Origin of the sequence: Limnobacter alexandrii, assembly GCF_005871185.1 — a bacterium.
Lineage (GTDB): Bacteria > Pseudomonadota > Gammaproteobacteria > Burkholderiales > Burkholderiaceae_B > Limnobacter > Limnobacter alexandrii.
On the sequence record NZ_SWKN01000008.1, the window covers coordinates 123,853 to 139,479 of the forward strand.

14 protein-coding genes are annotated in these 15,627 nt (G+C 52.3%); 13 read left to right on the forward strand and 1 reads right to left on the reverse strand.

What is annotated here, in order from left to right:
• The 13 genes from FCS97_RS10170 to FCS97_RS10230 all read left to right on the forward strand — a co-directional run bounded on the left by FCS97_RS10170 (position 1) and on the right by FCS97_RS10230 (position 13,759).
• Positions 1-1,254: an NADH-quinone oxidoreductase subunit D gene (locus FCS97_RS10170; RefSeq protein ID WP_138518327.1), complete on the forward strand. Its 1,254-nt coding sequence runs from the start codon at positions 1-3 to the stop codon at positions 1,252-1,254.
• Positions 1,255-1,269: 15 nt separating this feature from the next.
• Complete coding sequence (nuoE, locus tag FCS97_RS10175) at positions 1,270-1,749, forward strand: NADH-quinone oxidoreductase subunit NuoE (RefSeq protein WP_105028778.1); 480 nt, start codon at positions 1,270-1,272, stop codon at positions 1,747-1,749.
• Positions 1,746-3,041 (forward strand): NADH-quinone oxidoreductase subunit NuoF, encoded by a 1,296-nt coding sequence (gene nuoF, locus FCS97_RS10180; protein WP_138518328.1) that lies wholly within the window; start codon positions 1,746-1,748, stop codon positions 3,039-3,041. The genes nuoE and nuoF overlap by 4 nt, the downstream gene beginning before the upstream one ends.
• Before the next feature lie 20 nt (positions 3,042-3,061).
• The gene (gene nuoG, locus FCS97_RS10185; protein WP_138518329.1) at positions 3,062-5,338 is read left to right on the forward strand and encodes an NADH-quinone oxidoreductase subunit NuoG; all 2,277 of its coding nucleotides are present in this window, start codon (positions 3,062-3,064) and stop codon (positions 5,336-5,338) included.
• A gap of 14 nt (positions 5,339-5,352) precedes the next feature.
• Complete coding sequence (nuoH, locus tag FCS97_RS10190; protein WP_425460745.1) at positions 5,353-6,402, forward strand: NADH-quinone oxidoreductase subunit NuoH; 1,050 nt, start codon at positions 5,353-5,355, stop codon at positions 6,400-6,402.
• A gap of 13 nt (positions 6,403-6,415) precedes the next feature.
• Complete coding sequence (gene nuoI / locus FCS97_RS10195) at positions 6,416-6,907, forward strand: NADH-quinone oxidoreductase subunit NuoI (RefSeq protein ID WP_138518331.1); 492 nt, start codon at positions 6,416-6,418, stop codon at positions 6,905-6,907.
• Between the two features lie 30 nt (positions 6,908-6,937).
• Entirely contained in the window at positions 6,938-7,570 is a 633-nt protein-coding gene (locus tag FCS97_RS10200; RefSeq protein ID WP_138518332.1) for an NADH-quinone oxidoreductase subunit J, read from the forward strand.
• 16 nt (positions 7,571-7,586) lie between these two features.
• The gene (gene nuoK / locus FCS97_RS10205; protein WP_008251215.1) at positions 7,587-7,892 is read left to right on the forward strand and encodes an NADH-quinone oxidoreductase subunit NuoK; all 306 of its coding nucleotides are present in this window, start codon (positions 7,587-7,589) and stop codon (positions 7,890-7,892) included.
• Positions 7,893-7,899: 7 nt separating this feature from the next.
• Entirely contained in the window at positions 7,900-9,885 is a 1,986-nt protein-coding gene (gene nuoL, locus FCS97_RS10210; protein ID WP_138518333.1) for an NADH-quinone oxidoreductase subunit L, read from the forward strand.
• A gap of 39 nt (positions 9,886-9,924) precedes the next feature.
• Positions 9,925-11,406, forward strand: coding sequence for an NADH-quinone oxidoreductase subunit M (locus tag FCS97_RS10215; protein WP_138518334.1), 1,482 nt, complete (start codon positions 9,925-9,927; stop codon positions 11,404-11,406).
• 22 nt (positions 11,407-11,428) lie between these two features.
• Complete coding sequence (gene nuoN, locus FCS97_RS10220) at positions 11,429-12,898, forward strand: NADH-quinone oxidoreductase subunit NuoN (protein WP_246066243.1); 1,470 nt, start codon at positions 11,429-11,431, stop codon at positions 12,896-12,898.
• Positions 12,899-12,946: 48 nt separating this feature from the next.
• A complete protein-coding gene (locus FCS97_RS10225) occupies positions 12,947-13,249 on the forward strand; it encodes a DUF2818 family protein (RefSeq protein ID WP_040513257.1) in 303 nt (100 codons plus the stop codon).
• An 81-nt stretch (positions 13,250-13,330) separates the two neighbouring features.
• Complete coding sequence (locus tag FCS97_RS10230; RefSeq protein WP_138518336.1) at positions 13,331-13,759, forward strand: hypothetical protein; 429 nt, start codon at positions 13,331-13,333, stop codon at positions 13,757-13,759.
• Between the two features lie 53 nt (positions 13,760-13,812).
• Here FCS97_RS10230 and FCS97_RS10235 read toward each other — a convergent pair whose 3' ends face one another.
• On the reverse strand, positions 13,813-15,465 hold the full coding sequence (locus FCS97_RS10235) for an electron transfer flavoprotein-ubiquinone oxidoreductase (protein ID WP_138518337.1): 1,653 nt from the start codon (positions 15,463-15,465) through the stop codon (positions 13,813-13,815).
• Between the last annotated feature and the right edge of the window lie 162 nt (positions 15,466-15,627).

A 15,627-nucleotide genomic window follows, 5' to 3' on the forward strand; every position in this document is an offset into this window, starting at 1 on the left:
ATGGCTGAAATTAAAAATTACACCCTGAACTTTGGCCCCCAGCACCCTGCCGCACACGGCGTGTTGCGCCTGGTGCTTGAATTGGATGGTGAAGTGGTGCAACGCGCAGACCCACATATCGGTTTGCTGCACCGCGGTACTGAAAAATTGGCTGAGCACAAAACATTTATTCAATCGTTGCCCTACATGGACCGTCTTGATTACGTGTCCATGATGTGCAACGAGCATGCATACTGCATGGCCATTGAAAAGCTGTTGAATATTGAAGTACCGGTGCGTGCGCAGTACATCCGGGTCATGTTCGACGAAATCACCCGCATTCTGAATCACTTGCTGTGGTTGGGTGCGCACGGCCTTGACGTGGGCGCAATGGCGGTATTTCTCTACGCCTTCCGTGAGCGTGAAGACCTGATGGACTGCTATGAAGCAGTCTCGGGTGCCCGTTTGCATGCAGCCTATTTCCGCCCCGGTGGTGTGTATCGTGATCTTCCAGATCGCATGCCCCAGTACAAGCCGTCCAAGGTGCGTTCTGCCAAGAAAGTGGACGAGTTGAACAAGAACCGCCAGGGTTCTCTGCTCGATTTCATCGACGATTTCACACAGCGTTTCCCCAAGTACGTGGATGAATACGAAACCCTGTTGACGGACAACCGCATTTGGAAACAGCGTTTGGTTGGTGTGGGAGTGGTGACGCCTGAACGCGCTTTGTCCATGGGCTTTACCGGCCCCATGTTGCGTGGCTCCGGCATTGCCTGGGACCTGCGCAAGAAGCAGCCTTACGAAGTGTACGACCGTCTGGACTTCGACATTCCAGTGGGTAAGAACGGTGACTGTTACGACCGCTACTTGGTGCGCGTTGAAGAAATGCGCCAGTCCAACCGAATTATCCAGCAGTGTGTGCAATGGCTGCGCGCCAACCCTGGCCCGGTGATGAGCGACAACCACAAGGTGTCGCCGCCCAAGCGCGTGGACATGAAAACCAATATGGAAGAACTGATCCACCACTTCAAGCTGTTCACCGAAGGCATGCATGTGCCTGAAGGCGAATCGTATGCAGCGGTAGAGCACCCCAAAGGTGAATTCGGTATTTATCTGGTTGCCGATGGTGCAAACAAGCCTTATCGCTTGAAGATTCGGGCGCCTGGTTTTGCACACCTGCAAGGATTGGACGAAATGTCTCGCGGCCACATGCTGGCCGACGTGGTGACCATTATCGGTACCCAAGACATTGTGTTCGGTGAAATTGATCGCTAAGGATTGAATTGAATCATGAAGTTGAGCGAAAACGCCTATCGTTTGATAGACAAAGAACTGACCAAGTACCCAGCCGATCAGAAAATTTCTGCGGTGATGGCTGGCCTGCGTATTGCGCAGGTGGAACTGGGCTGGTTGCCCACCGACGCCATTGAGGCGGTGGCCGAGTACCTGGAAATTCCGCCGATTGCAGCCTACGAAGTGGCCACGTTTTACAACATGTACGACACCAAGAAAGTGGGCAAGTCGAAAATTGTTGTGTGTACCAACCTGCCATGTGCATTGTCAGGCGGTACCGATGCGGCTGAATATTTGAAGAAAAAACTGGGTATCGATTACAACGAGACCACCAAAGACGGCTTGTTCACCCTGAAAGAAGGTGAGTGCATGGGGGCTTGTGGCGATTCCCCAGTCATGTTGGTGAACAATCACCGCATGTGCAGTTTCATGAGCAACGAGAAAATCGATGCGCTGGTAGAGGAGTTGAAGTCATGACTTGTTTGCACGGACGACACATTAACCCGGTGATTCTGGCTGGTCTTGATGGCAGTAACTGGGACCTGAAAGGTTACGAGGCACGTGGTGGTTACAAGGCGCTGCGCAAAATCCTGACCGAAGGCATTTCTCAGGAAGACGTCATTGCCGAAGTGAAAAAATCGGGATTGCGTGGTCGTGGAGGCGCAGGCTTCCCCACTGGTTTGAAGTGGAGTTTCATGCCTCGCCAGTTTCCTGGTCAAAAGTATTTGGCCTGTAATTCAGACGAAGGCGAACCCGGTACATTCAAAGACCGCGATATTTTGCGTTACAACCCACATTCCGTGATCGAAGGCATGGCGATTGCCGCCTACGCCATGGGTATCACTGTGGGTTACAACTACATTCACGGTGAAATCTGGGAAACCTACGAGCGCTTTGAAGAAGCGCTGGAGCAAGCGCGCGCTGCGGGTTACCTGGGCGACAACATCATGGGCTCCAACTTCAGTTTCCAGCTGCATGCGCATCAGGGTTACGGTGCGTACATTTGTGGCGAAGAAACTGCGCTGATTGAGTCGATTGAAGGCAAGAAAGGCCAGCCCCGCTTCAAGCCGCCATTCCCGGCCTCTTACGGTATTTATGGCAAGCCCACCACCATCAACAACACCGAAACATTCGCTGCGGTGCCGTTCATTATCCAAAACGGTGGCGATTGGTTCCTTGAATTGGGCAAACCCAACAACGGTGGTACAAAAATTTTCTCGATTTCCGGTGACGTTGAAAAACCCGGCAATTATGAGATTCCATTGGGAACACCTTTTGCAACCCTGCTTGAAATGGCCGGTGGCATGAAGGGCGGCCGCAAGATCAAGGCCGTGATTCCCGGCGGCTCATCCATGCCTGTGTTGCCTGGCGACGTGATGATGGCGACCGACATGGATTACGACTCGATTGCCAAGGCAGGTTCCATGCTGGGTTCCGGCGCTGTAATCGTGATGGACGAAACTCGCTGCATGGTGAAAAGCCTGTTGCGCCTGTCGTATTTCTATTACGAAGAAAGCTGCGGTCAATGTACGCCATGCCGGGAAGGTACGGGCTGGTTGTATCGAATCATCAATCGCATTGAACACGGCGAAGGTCGTCCGGAAGATCTGGACATGCTGAACTCGATTGCAGACAACATTCAGGGCCGCACGATTTGCGCGCTGGGTGATGCTGCGGCCATGCCGGTTCGCGCCTTCCTGAAACATTTCCATGAAGAATTTGAGCATCACATCACACACAAGTCGTGCATTGTGCCGGCTTACGTTTGATTCCCTGCGGGTAGATACAAATGGTTGAACTAGAGATTGATGGTGTAAAAGTTGAAGTGGCCGAGGGCAGCATGCTGATGGACGCCGCTGAGAAGGCAGGCAGCTATGTGCCTCACTTTTGCTATCACAAGAAATTGTCGATTGCGGCCAACTGCCGCATGTGCCTCGTCGATGTCGAGAAGGCGCCCAAGCCCTTGCCGGCGTGTGCCACGCCAGTGTCGCCCGGCATGATCGTGCGCACCAAAAGCGAAAAAGCGGTGAACGCCCAAAAAAGCGTGATGGAGTTTTTGCTGATCAACCACCCTTTGGATTGTCCAATTTGCGATCAAGGTGGTGAGTGCCAACTGCAGGACATCGCGGTGGGATACGGCGGCGTGTCTTCCCGCTATCAGGAAGAAAAGCGTGTGGTGTTCTTTAAGGACATCGGGCCGCTGGTTTCCGCTCAGGAAATGAGCCGCTGCATTCACTGCACACGTTGCGTGCGTTTTGGTCAAGAAGTAGCCGGCGTGATGGAATTGGGCATGGCCAATCGCGGTGAGCATTCCGAAATTCTGAGCTTTGTGGGCAATTCGGTAGACTCTGAATTGTCGGGCAACATGATTGATCTGTGCCCAGTGGGTGCGCTCACATCCAAGCCTTTCCGTTACAACGCCCGCACTTGGGAAATGGCGCGTCGCAAATCAATTGCAGCGCACGACAGCCTTGGTTCGAACGTGGTGGTCCAAGTGAAAGCCGACAAGGTCATGCGCATTGTTCCGCAAGAAAATGACAGCGTGAACGAGTGCTGGATTTCGGATCGTGATCGTTTTAGTTATGAAGGCTTGCAAGCCGCAGATCGCTTGACTGAACCAATGATCAAGAAAAATGGTCAGTGGGTAAGCAGCGATTGGCAAACAGCCTTGAATGTTGTGTTTGAAGGTTTGAAAAAAGCCCGCCGTGAATCGACTGACTTGAATGGCATTGCCATGCTGGTTTCACCGAACAGCACCTTTGAGGAAATGGCCTTGGCCAAGGCCTTGATGGCAGGCATAGGTTCAACAAGCATTGATGCCGGCCTGCGCCACAGCGCAAACTTTAACCTTGCCGGCGCAGCGCCTTGGTTGGGTGCTTCAATTCAAGAACTGGCAGATGCCGAATCCATCGTTGTGGTGGGTGCAGACCCGCGCAATGATCAGCCTTTGCTGACCCAGCGAATTCGTCAAGCCGCAAAGCAGGGCGCCCGTGTGGTGCTTGTGAATGCGGGCGGACTCGATCCCTTGATGCCCAAGGCTGTGTGGCTGAAGGCCGCGCCTTCCAAGTGGGCTGACACTTTGAGCCATGATGCTGTTGGCAACGCACTGAGTGCGCCCGAAGGCGGCAAGTTCATATTGATTGGCCAACAGGTGTTGATGAGCCCGTTTGCGGGTCAGGTGTTGGCCAAGGCGGCTGAATTGGCGAAGTCCACTGGTTCGACATTGGGCTTCCTGGGTGATGGTGCCAACTGGGTTGGGTCGTTCGTGGCTGGTGTTCAAGCCAGCGCGCATGGTGGCAAGAACGCCCAAGCCATGCTGGAAGGCAAGGCCAAGGCAGCCATTGTTTTTGGTGCCGAACCCGATCTGGACAGTGTTCAAGGTCAGAAAATTGTACGTGGCCTGATTGATGCTGAATTTGTGGTGCAAGCCTGCGCATTCGTAGGCAATGCCAAGCAGTACGCCGATGTATTGCTTCCGATTGCGCCCAGCACTGAAACTTCGGGTACGTTCATCAACATCGCGGGCACTGCGCAAACATTCAAGGCAGCGGTTCGTCCCTTGGGTGAAACACGCCCAGGCTGGAAGGTGCTGCGTGTACTGGGCAACTTGCTGGGGTTGGATGGTTTCGAGTTCAACAGTTCCGATGAAGTTCTCAAGGCATTCTTGCCAACCGATCTTTCCTCCGTCTTGAGCAATTCCGTTCCAGACCAGGCAGTGGCGGGTGTGGCTTTGACTGGCCAACTCGAACTGGCTGCCTTTGCGCCAATTTATGACACCGATGCACTCGTTCGCCGGGCAGACTCACTGCGTAAAACCAAAGCAGCCAAACCAGCCTTGGCTCAAATCAGTGTGAAAACTGCTGAATCATTGGGCATTAAAAGCGGTGACAACATCCAATTGACTGACTCTGAGGGCGGCACGCTGCGGGCCGCAGTTCTAGTGAATAAAACAATTGCTGAAAACACAGTGTTGGTGCCCATGGGACGCGCTGATTCTCAAAGCCTGCGCACCGTGTTTGGTGGCGTTGCGCTTGAAGCTGCGGTAGCCAGCGAGGTGCAGGCATGAGCTCGCCAGTTGACATGATCACTGCCTTTGGATCCGACTTGCTCGGCCCAGCTTGGGTGCCTGTGTGGACGCTGATTAAAATCCTGTGCATTACCTTGCCTCTCTTGGGGCTGGTAGCCTACCTCACTTATTGGGAACGCAAAATGATTGGTCGCATGCACATTCGCATGGGTCCAAGTTATGTGGGTCCCATGGGTTTGCTGCAACCGATTGCTGATGCGGTCAAGATGATGTTCAAGGAAATCATCGTGCCGATGAATGCCAACAAAGGCTTGTTCATCATCGCGCCGATCATGACCATCATGCCGGCCCTGGCCGCATGGGCAGTTATTCCTTTTGGCCCGGAAACTGTTTTGGCCAATGTGAACGCAGGCTTGTTGTACCTCATGGCGATTACTTCGCTTGAGGTGTACGGCGTCATCATTGCGGGCTGGGCATCGAACTCCAAGTACGCCTTCCTGGCTGCCATGCGTGCTTCTGCACAAATGGTGTCCTATGAATTGGCCATTGGCTTCGTGTTGGTGACTGTGTTGTTGGTGGCCGGTAGCCTGAACATGACAGACATCGTCATGACACAAACCACGGGCCAGTTTGCTGACATGGGGTTGAACTTCCTGTCCTGGAACTGGTTGCCCTTGTTGCCACTGTTGGTGATCTACATGATTTCAGCTGTGGCCGAAACCAACCGCCACCCCTTTGACGTGGTGGAAGGCGAATCGGAAATCGTAGCCGGTCACATGGTTGAGTATTCAGGCATGACCTTCGCCGTTTTCTTCCTGGCTGAATACGCCAACATGATTTTGCTGTCCTGTCTGGCTGCAATCATGTTCTTCGGTGGCTGGGACGCACCCGTTGCATTCCTCAGCTTTATTCCGGGCTGGATCTGGCTGGGCATCAAAACCTTCCTGCTGGTGTCCATGTTCATCTGGTTCCGCGCGTCATTCCCGCGCTACCGCTATGACCAAATTATGCGTTTGGGCTGGAAAGTGTTCATTCCGCTGACCCTGGTGTGGCTGGTGGTGGTTGCCGCCTGGATGCAGACTCCCTGGAACATCTGGAATTAATTGAGAGCGAACCATGTTTCAAGTTGTTAAAGAATTTTTGAACAGTTTGTTGTTGCGTGAAATGCTCAAGGGCATGGCATTGACGATGGGCTACATGTTCACCCAGCCGATCACGGTGTTGTATCCCATGGAGAAAACACCAATGTCGCCGCGCTTTCGTGGCTTGCATGCCCTGCGTCGCTATGAAAACGGCGAAGAGCGTTGTATTGCCTGCAAATTGTGTGAAGCGGTATGCCCGGCCTTGGCGATTACGATTGAATCGGAACAGCGCGAGGATGGCACACGCCGAACCAGCCGTTACGACATTGATTTGACCAAGTGTATTTTCTGCGGCTTCTGTGAAGAATCGTGCCCGGTGGATTCGATTGTTGAAACCCACATTCATGAGTACCACGGTGAGAAGCGCGGTGATTTGTATTTCACCAAAGAAATGCTGCTGGCTGTGGGCGATCGCTATGAGGCTGAGATTGCAGCCAATCGCGAAGCCGATGCGGCCTACCGTTAAACCGATACAAAACTTAGAAGATTAAATGCAATGGATGCAATAACCGGTTTCTTTTATGTGTTCGCCGCCATTTTGGTGTTTGCTGCGGTGCGCGTAATCACTGCCAGCAATGCTGTGCATGCGGCTTTGTACCTCGTGCTCTCTTTCTTTTCAGCCTCTGCACTGTGGATGTTGTTGGAAGCCGAGTTCCTGGCCATTTCACTGGTGCTGGTGTACGTGGGCGCAGTCATGGTGTTGTTCCTCTTCGTCGTCATGATGGTTGATGTGAACATGGACAAAGTGCGCGCGGGTTTCTGGAAGAACCTGCCAGTGGCTGCAATTGTTGGTTCACTGATCGCCTTCCAAATGTCGGTGATGTTGTTGCGTGGTTTCTGGGATCCCAATCTGGAAACACCAGAGCAGGCTGCCAACAACACTGAAGCTTTGGGCAAGTTGCTGTACACCGAGTATTTGTATCCGTTTGAAGTGGCTGCCTTGATTTTGCTGGTTGCGATGGTTGCTGCGATTGCACTTACGTTGCGCAAGCGCAAAGACACGAAAGGTCAGGTGCCTTCAGACCAGGTTCGCGTGAAGTCCACAGACCGCGTGAAGTTGGTGAGTATGCCTGCTGACCTGGACCGCAAACAAACCAAGAGCGACACCAATAGCGGTCGCCAAGCCTAACCGGGAATAGACAACAATGATTTCACTATCTCATTACCTCGTGCTGGGCGCGATTTTGTTCTCGATCAGCGTGATAGGCATTTTTTTGAACCGCAAGAACCTGATCGTGATTTTGATGGCCATTGAACTGATGCTTCTGGCCGTGAACATGAACTTTGTTGCGTTTTCTCACTTCCTGGGCGATTTGTCCGGGCAGTTGTTCGTTTTCTTCATTCTCACAGTGGCTGCTGCCGAGTCCGCAATTGGTTTGGCAATTTTGGTGGTCCTTTTCCGTAACATGAATTCAATCAACGTCGAAGACCTCGACCAGCTAAAGGGGTAACAAGCGAATGAATCCCTTGTATTTGATCGTTCCGTTCGCACCGCTGGTTGGCGCAATTCTCGCCGGTTTTTTCGGAAAGCAAATTGGTAGAGCCGGTGCCCATACAGTGACCATCGCGGGTGTGGCCATTTCCTTAATTGCCTCCATCATGGTGTTCATGGATGTGATGGAAGGCAACACGTTCAACGGCACCCTGTATGAGTGGGCTGCGGTGGGCACTTTGGTGTTCGAGGTTGGTTTCCTGATTGACACACTGACCGCCACCATGATGCTGGTGGTCACCAGCGTTTCATTGATGGTGCACATTTACACCATTGGCTACATGGAAGAAGACGATGGCTATCAGCGCTTCTTTTCCTACATTTCGCTGTTTACATTCTCGATGCTGATGCTCGTGATGAGCAACAACTTCCTTCAGCTGTTTTTCGGCTGGGAAGCCGTGGGTTTGGTGTCCTATTTGCTGATCGGTTTCTGGTACAAAAAGCAAAGTGCGATTTATGCCAACTTGAAAGCGTTTTTGGTCAACCGTGTGGGTGACTTCGGTTTCATCTTGGGTATCGGCTTGGTCATGGCAGCCACTGGTTCTATGAACTACGCCGAGGTGTTTGCGCAGGCTGACAGCCTGGTGGGTCAGACCATGCCTGGGACTGATTGGCCTTTGCTGGCGGTTGCTTGTATTTGCCTGTTCATTGGTGCCATGGGTAAATCAGCGCAGTTTCCCTTGCATGTTTGGCTGCCCGATTCCATGGAAGGCCCGACACCAATTTCTGCGCTGATTCACGCGGCCACCATGGTGACCGCCGGTATTTTCATGGTCAGCCGCATGTCGCCGCTGTTTGAACTCAGCGACATCGCCTTGAACTTTGTGTTGGTCATCGGTTCGATTACGGCCTTGTTCATGGGCTTCCTGGGCATTATTCAAAACGACATCAAACGCGTGGTTGCTTATTCAACCTTGTCGCAGTTGGGTTACATGACTGTGGCACTGGGTGTGTCTGCTTACCCAGTCGCTATTTTCCACCTGATGACCCACGCATTTTTCAAAGCGTTGCTGTTCCTCGGCGCAGGTTCCGTGATCATCGGCATGCATCACAATCAGGACATTCGCCACATGGGCGGTCTGTGGAAATACATGCCGATTACCTGGCTGACTTCTTTGTTGGGTTCGCTGGCACTGATCGGTACGCCATTCTTTTCAGGTTTTTACTCGAAAGACAGCATCATTGAAGCTGTGCACTTCAGCAACTTGCCCGCTGCAGATTTCGCTTACTTCGCCGTGGTGGCTGGAGTATTCATTACCGCGTTTTACAGCTTCCGGATGTATTTCCTGGTGTTCCACGGCAAAGAACGTTTCCATGACATTCAACACCATGATGACCACGGCGACGATGATCATCATGCGCACCATGGCCCTGTGCAGCCGCACGAGTCACGTTGGGTAGTTACATTGCCTTTGATTTTGTTGGCGATCCCCTCAGTCATCATTGGTTATATCGCGGTTGAGCCCATGTTGCACGGCACCTTCTTCGAAGGCGTGATCACGGTCAATCCCGAACATGGGGCAATGGCTGGACTGAGCAGTATTTTCCACGGTGCTGCCGCCATGGGTGTGCATTCCTTGCAAACTGCGCCGTTCTGGCTGGCCTTGGCTGGTGTGGTTGCCGCTGCTGTGTGCTACCTGTGGGTGCCTGCAATTCCTGCCGCCTTTATGAAGGCGTTGAAGCCAGTGCACACTTTGCTGGACAACAAGTACTACATGGACAAATTCAACGAAGTGGTGTTTGCAGGCGGTGCGCGCGGCTTGGGTGAGGCACTTTGGAAGTTTGGTGACCGCATGTTGATTGATGGTTTGTTGGTCAATGGCAGCGCGAAGCTGGTGGGCTTGATCTCAGGTGTGGTTCGATTCGCGCAAAGCGGTTTCATTTACCACTATGCGTTCGCGATGATCCTTGGCGTGTTGGCCATGATCATTACTTTCATCACACTCAAATAAACAGGGCGGAACTTCGGTTCTTACGATTGGAAAATATCAATGTCTAACAATATTCCTTATCTAAGTTTGGCGATCTGGCTGCCAATCGCCTTTGGTGTTCTGATCATGGCCTTGGGCAATGACAAGAATGCGGGCGCTGTGCGTGGAGCGTCCTTGATCGCGGCGCTGATCAGCTTCGCCGTCACGCTGCCTTTGTATTTTGGTTTTGATACAAGCACCGCTCAATTGCAGTTCGTCGAAAACATGCCCTGGATTGAAGCCTTCGGCGCATCCTACGGTTTGGGCGTAGACGGCTTGTCAGTCTGGTTCGTTATCCTGACCGCGCTGATCACCATTTTCGTGGTGGTTGCTGCCTGGGAAGTGATCACTGAGAAAGTAGCGCAATACATGGCGGCTTTCCTGATCCTTTCTGGCTTGATGGTGGGCGTATTCACTGCCACCGACGGTTTGCTGTTTTACGTATTTTTCGAGGCCACCCTGATCCCGATGTACATCATCGTGGGTGTGTGGGGCGGCCCGAATCGCATCTACGCCGCATTCAAGTTCTTCCTGTACACCTTGCTGGGTTCTTTGCTCACCTTGGTTGCAATCATCTATTTGCAATTTCAGTCAGGTACCTTCGAGATCGCGGCATGGCACAAACTGCCGCTGGGCATGACCGAGCAAATATTGATATTCGTCGCATTCCTCATGGCGTTTGCGGTGAAGGTGCCCATGTGGCCAGTGCACACTTGGTTGCCTGATGCGCACGTTGAAGCCCCCACGGGCGGTTCTGTGGTGCTGGCTGCCATCATGTTGAAATTGGGTGCTTATGGCTTCCTGCGTTTCAGCCTGCCGATTGCGCCAGATGCGAGTCAGGAACTGGCCGGTTTCATGATTACCTTGTCACTGATTGCGGTGGTGTACATCGGTGTAGTGGCCTTGGTTCAGAAAGACATGAAAAAACTGGTGGCGTATTCATCGATTGCGCACATGGGTTTCGTCACACTCGGTTTCTTCATGTTCCAGGATTTGGCAGTGCAGGGCGCCATCATCCAGATGATTTCGCATGGTTTCGTATCAGGCGCGATGTTCATTTGTATCGGTGTGCTTTACGACCGAGTCCACAGCCGTGAAATTGCCGCCTACGGCGGTGTGGTCAACACCATGCCAAAGTTTGCTGCTTTCTTCCTGCTCTTCGCAATGGCCAATGCCGGTTTGCCTGCCACCAGTGGTTTCGTCGGTGAATTCATGGTGATTCTTGGCGCGGTGAAGTACAACTTCTGGATCGGTTTGTTGGCTGCAACAACCCTGATTTTTGGTGCAGCTTATTCGCTGTGGATGTACAAGCGGGTTGTGTTTGGCGAGGTGGCCAACGATGACGTGAAAGAGTTGACCGATGTGAACACCCGCGAATTCATGATGCTGGGTGCCTTGGCAGTTCTGGTGATGGCCATGGGCCTGTACCCCAAACCCTTTACTGATGTGTTGCAGGTGTCTGTCGATGCCTTGTTGCAACATGTGGTTCAGTCCAAGCTTTAATTGAGGAATGTTCGTGGATCAGATGAATCTCTCACTCGCTATTCCTGAAATTGCCCTGGCGCTATTCGCCTGTGCATTTCTGATTGCTGACAGCGTGACCAAGGGCCGCATTTTGCCAATGCTGCACAACATTGTGGTGTTGTTCTGTATCGGCTTGGGTGTGTATTGCCTGGCGCAGGTACCCACTTCGGGCACCGAGCTTGCGTTCAGCAATATGTACATTGCTGACAGCATGGCCTTGGTACTGAAAGGCTTTTCAGCATTGGCCATTGCATTCACCTTGATCGTAGGTGCCAACTACGCGAAAGACCGCGACATGTTCAAGGGCGAATTGCATGCCTTGGTGTTGTTCGCCTTGCTTGGTCAAATGATCATGATTTCTGCCAACAACCTGCTGCTGGTTTACCTTGGCGTTGAATTGCTCTCGCTTAGCCTGTATGCAGCGGTGGCCATGCAGCGCGACAATGTGCGCGCAACCGAAGCTTCAATGAAGTATTTCGTGCTTGGTGCTTTGGCCTCGGGTTTCCTGCTGTACGGCATGTCGATGATTTACGGCGCGACTGGTTCGCTGAATCACGCTGACATCGCATTTGCTGCAACCGCCGCAGTGTCGGGTCAAAAGTCGATTATTTTCGTATTCGGTATCGTGTTTCTGGTGGCTGGCCTGGCGTTTAAACTGGGTGTGGTGCCATTTCACATGTGGGTGCCCGACGTGTATCAGGGTTCACCATCCATCTCCACGCTGCTGATTAGTGGTGCGCCCAAGTTGGCTGCATTCGCAATGATGATGCGCCTGTTGGTGGACGGTCTGTTTGTAATGGCCTTTGACTGGCAGAACATGCTGATGGTGTTGGCGATTGCCTCGCTGGCCATTGGCAACCTGACTGCGATCGCCCAAACCAGCTTGAAGCGCATGCTGGCGTACTCAACCATTGCTCAAATGGGTTTCATGCTGCTGGGCTTCCTGTCGGGTGTAACCGGGCAGGACACTGGCAACGCTGCGCAGGCATACTCCTCAGCCATGTTCTACAGCATTACTTATGTACTGACCACTTTGGGCACTTTCGGCGTGATCATGGTGATGTCGCGCAAGGGCTTTGAAGTCGAGAATATCAGTGACCTGAAAGGCTTGAACAAGCGCGCGCCCTGGCTGGCCCTGATCATGTTGTTGCTGATGTTTTCGTTGGCAGGTATTCCACCCATGGTTGGTTTTGCGGCCAAGCTGTCAGTGCTCAAGGCCTTGCTGGCCACCGGGCAGATTTGGCTAACTGTGTATGCCGTGATGTTCAGCCTGGTGGGTGCGTTCTATTACATTCGCGTGGTAAAAGCGATGTATTTTGAGGCACCTGCGGATGAAACTGAAATCGTGATGGGCAATGATGCGCGCGCTGTGTTGGGTTTGAACGGCTTGGCCGTGATTGCACTGGGCTTGTTACCAGCCCCGTTGATGGCGTATTGCATGACAGCCATTCAGCAAACGCTGGCCGGTTAATTGGTTTTTTAAACACTTGAATTTTTTGATGATTCACAGGGGTGGGTTTTGACACAGACGATTGGGCATTGGTTGTTGTTTGGCTTGGCCTTGCTGTTCGCGAACCTGCCTTTTGTGAGTAACCGCATCATGGGTGTTCTGCCCGTGGCCAAAAAAGGTGGCTGGACTCGGGTGCTGGAAGTAATCGCTGGTTACTTCATTGTGGGGCTAATTGGTTTTGCAATTGAAGGCAGCTTAAGCCAGGTAACCCCTCAACGCTGGGAGTTTTACGCACTAACAGCCTGTCTGTTCCTTGTGTTTGCTTTTCCCGGATTTGTATACCGCTTTCTGTGGCGTTCTCCCAAGGGCTGATCCTCTCAGCAACACGGTGTTTGTACTCCCTCAACCGCTTTCCCGCGTTCAAAGTAAATCTCCTTTTCAGGAAATGACACCATGAAACGCTCGATTGTTGCTCTTGCTGCTTCGTGCGCAGTTCTTCTGGCTGCGTGTGGCAATTCACCGGAAATAACAACTCGCAAATTGCAGTTTTTGGCCAAAACGGATTGTGAGTTGGTCTACAAGTCGGCTGGCGCTCAGGTGATTGAGAATTTCTGTGAAACCGAATGGAAGCCGGTCACGGTTTATATTGCTGACCAGAAATATTCCGTAGACTGGATTGACGAGGAAACCAGCCGCAGGCTGTTTGAGCAAGGATGCGGGCAAACAGCGGCTTGCTACTACGAATTGACGCTGGATGGTGTAACAGTCAATGGCCGCTTTGCCTATGTGACTGATTTGATCAAAGGCGAATACACTTTCGAAATCGACGCGAATGAAAACTCCAAACTGTTGGACGAAGCAAGCAGCGATTTGACGTCTTGATTGCTGCCTCACCAACAAAAACGCCGACTTGAAGGTCGGCGTTTTGCATTCAATTACATATTGGGGTAGTTCGGACCACCACCACCTTCGGGCGTCACCCACACGATATTTTGTGTGGGATCCTTGATGTCACAGGTTTTGCAGTGCACGCAGTTTTGTGCGTTGATCTGCAACTGGTCTTTGCCATCTTCCTTCTTCACATATTCATACACACCGGCCGGGCAGTAGCGCTGCTCGGGGCCTGCATAAGTGGTCAGGTTGGTGGCCACTGGCACATCTGCATTCTTCAAAGTGAGGTGTGCAGGCTGGTTTTCTTCGTGATTGGTGTTGGAGATGAACACTGAGCTCAAGCGATCAAATGTAATCTTCCCATCGGGTTTTGGATAGTTGATTGGCTGAAACTCAGAAGCAGGGCGCAGGCATTCATGGTCTGCGTGCTTGTGGTGCAGTGTCCAAGGCACCTTGCCCTTGAACAGCTTTTGTTCAATGCCCACCATCATCGTGCCGGTGTACAAGCCTTTGCTCATCCATTGCTTGAAGTTGCGGGCGCGGTACAGTTCATCGAACAACCAAGAGTCATGGAAGGCTTTTGGATAAGCTTCCAGCTCGTCGCCAGCGCGGTCTTGAGCCAAGGCATCCGCAATCGCTTCGGCGCACAACATGCCACTCTTGATGGCTGCGTGTGAGCCTTTGATTCTGGATGCATTCAAAAAGCCGGCATCGCAGCCGACCAGCGCGCCACCTGGGAACACCAGTTTTGGCAGGCTCATCAAGCCACCTGCAGCAATTGCGCGGGCACCGTAGGAAATGCGCTTGCCACCCTCGAAATATTTGCGAATTTCAGGATGGGTTTTGTAACGCTGGAATTCTTCAAAGGGTGACAGGTAGGGGTTTTCGTAGGCCAGACCCACCACGAAGCCCACTGCAACCTGGTTGTTTTCCAGGTGGTACAGGAAAGAGCCGCCGTAGGTGCTTGAGTCGAGCGGCCAACCGCCAGAGTGAATGACCAACCCTGGCTTGTGTTTGGCGGGGTCGATTTCCCACAATTCTTTCAGGCCAATGCCGTACACCTGCGGGTCACGACCTTCGTTCAGGTTGAATTTTTCAATGACGCGTTTGCCCAAGTGGCCGCGTACACCTTCTGCAAACACGGTGTACTTGGCGTGCAGTTCCATGCCGGGTTGGTAGGCGTGGGTGTGTTCGCCGTCTTTGCCAATGCCCATGTCGCCGGTTTGCACGCCTTTTACGGCACCTTTGTCGTCGTACAAAATTTCCGCACCGGCGAAACCAGGGAACACTTCTACGCCCAGTGCTTCGGCTTGTTCACCCAACCAGCGAACCACATTGGCCAAGCTGATGACATAGTTGCCATGGTTTTGAAAGCATTCCGGCAACAGTGCGTTGGGCACTTTCTTGGCGGAAGTTTCAGTGAGAAACAAAAACTGGTCTTCAGTCACTTCGGTGTTCAATGGCGCGCCGCGCTCTTTCCAGTCGGGAAAAAGTTCGGTAATGGCGCGTGGGTCCATGACCGCGCCTGACAAAATATGGGCGCCAACTTCAGAGCCTTTCTCCAATACGCACACATTGATTTCCTGGCCTTTTTCTGCGGCCACTTGTTTCAGGCGTATTGCAGTTGAAAGGCCGGCAGGGCCTCCACCAACTACCAATACGTCGTATTCCATCATGTCTCTTTCGACAGCCGACATTGGGTGCGTCTCCTTAAAATTTGTCGCAGGTACTACAGCGAGGTGCAGCTTTGATTTTAAGCCGAAAGCTTATTGCATATCGGGAAAAAATAGTTGACTTTGATCTCTAGTCTGAGAAACTTGATTTTGTGCGCCGCAGCAAGAAGTTTGTAAGCTCATAAA

Excerpts from the sequence above, each read along its gene's own strand:
- FCS97_RS10170 (WP_138518327.1), top strand. The coding sequence starts at position 1 with ATGGCTGAAATTAAAAATTACACCCTGAACTTTGGCCCCCAGCACCCT.
- nuoE (WP_105028778.1), top strand. The coding sequence starts at position 1,270 with ATGAAGTTGAGCGAAAACGCCTATCGTTTGATAGACAAAGAACTGACC.
- nuoF (WP_138518328.1), top strand. The coding sequence starts at position 1,746 with ATGACTTGTTTGCACGGACGACACATTAACCCGGTGATTCTGGCTGGT.
- nuoG (WP_138518329.1), top strand. The coding sequence starts at position 3,062 with ATGGTTGAACTAGAGATTGATGGTGTAAAAGTTGAAGTGGCCGAGGGC.
- nuoH (WP_425460745.1), top strand. The coding sequence starts at position 5,353 with ATGATCACTGCCTTTGGATCCGACTTGCTCGGCCCAGCTTGGGTGCCT.
- nuoI (WP_138518331.1), top strand. The coding sequence starts at position 6,416 with ATGTTTCAAGTTGTTAAAGAATTTTTGAACAGTTTGTTGTTGCGTGAA.
- FCS97_RS10200 (WP_138518332.1), top strand. The coding sequence starts at position 6,938 with ATGGATGCAATAACCGGTTTCTTTTATGTGTTCGCCGCCATTTTGGTG.
- nuoK (WP_008251215.1), top strand. The coding sequence starts at position 7,587 with ATGATTTCACTATCTCATTACCTCGTGCTGGGCGCGATTTTGTTCTCG.
- nuoL (WP_138518333.1), top strand. The coding sequence starts at position 7,900 with ATGAATCCCTTGTATTTGATCGTTCCGTTCGCACCGCTGGTTGGCGCA.
- FCS97_RS10215 (WP_138518334.1), top strand. The coding sequence starts at position 9,925 with ATGTCTAACAATATTCCTTATCTAAGTTTGGCGATCTGGCTGCCAATC.
- nuoN (WP_246066243.1), top strand. The coding sequence starts at position 11,429 with ATGAATCTCTCACTCGCTATTCCTGAAATTGCCCTGGCGCTATTCGCC.
- FCS97_RS10230 (WP_138518336.1), top strand. The coding sequence starts at position 13,331 with ATGAAACGCTCGATTGTTGCTCTTGCTGCTTCGTGCGCAGTTCTTCTG.
- FCS97_RS10235 (WP_138518337.1), bottom strand. The coding sequence starts at position 15,465 with ATGTCGGCTGTCGAAAGAGACATGATGGAATACGACGTATTGGTAGTT.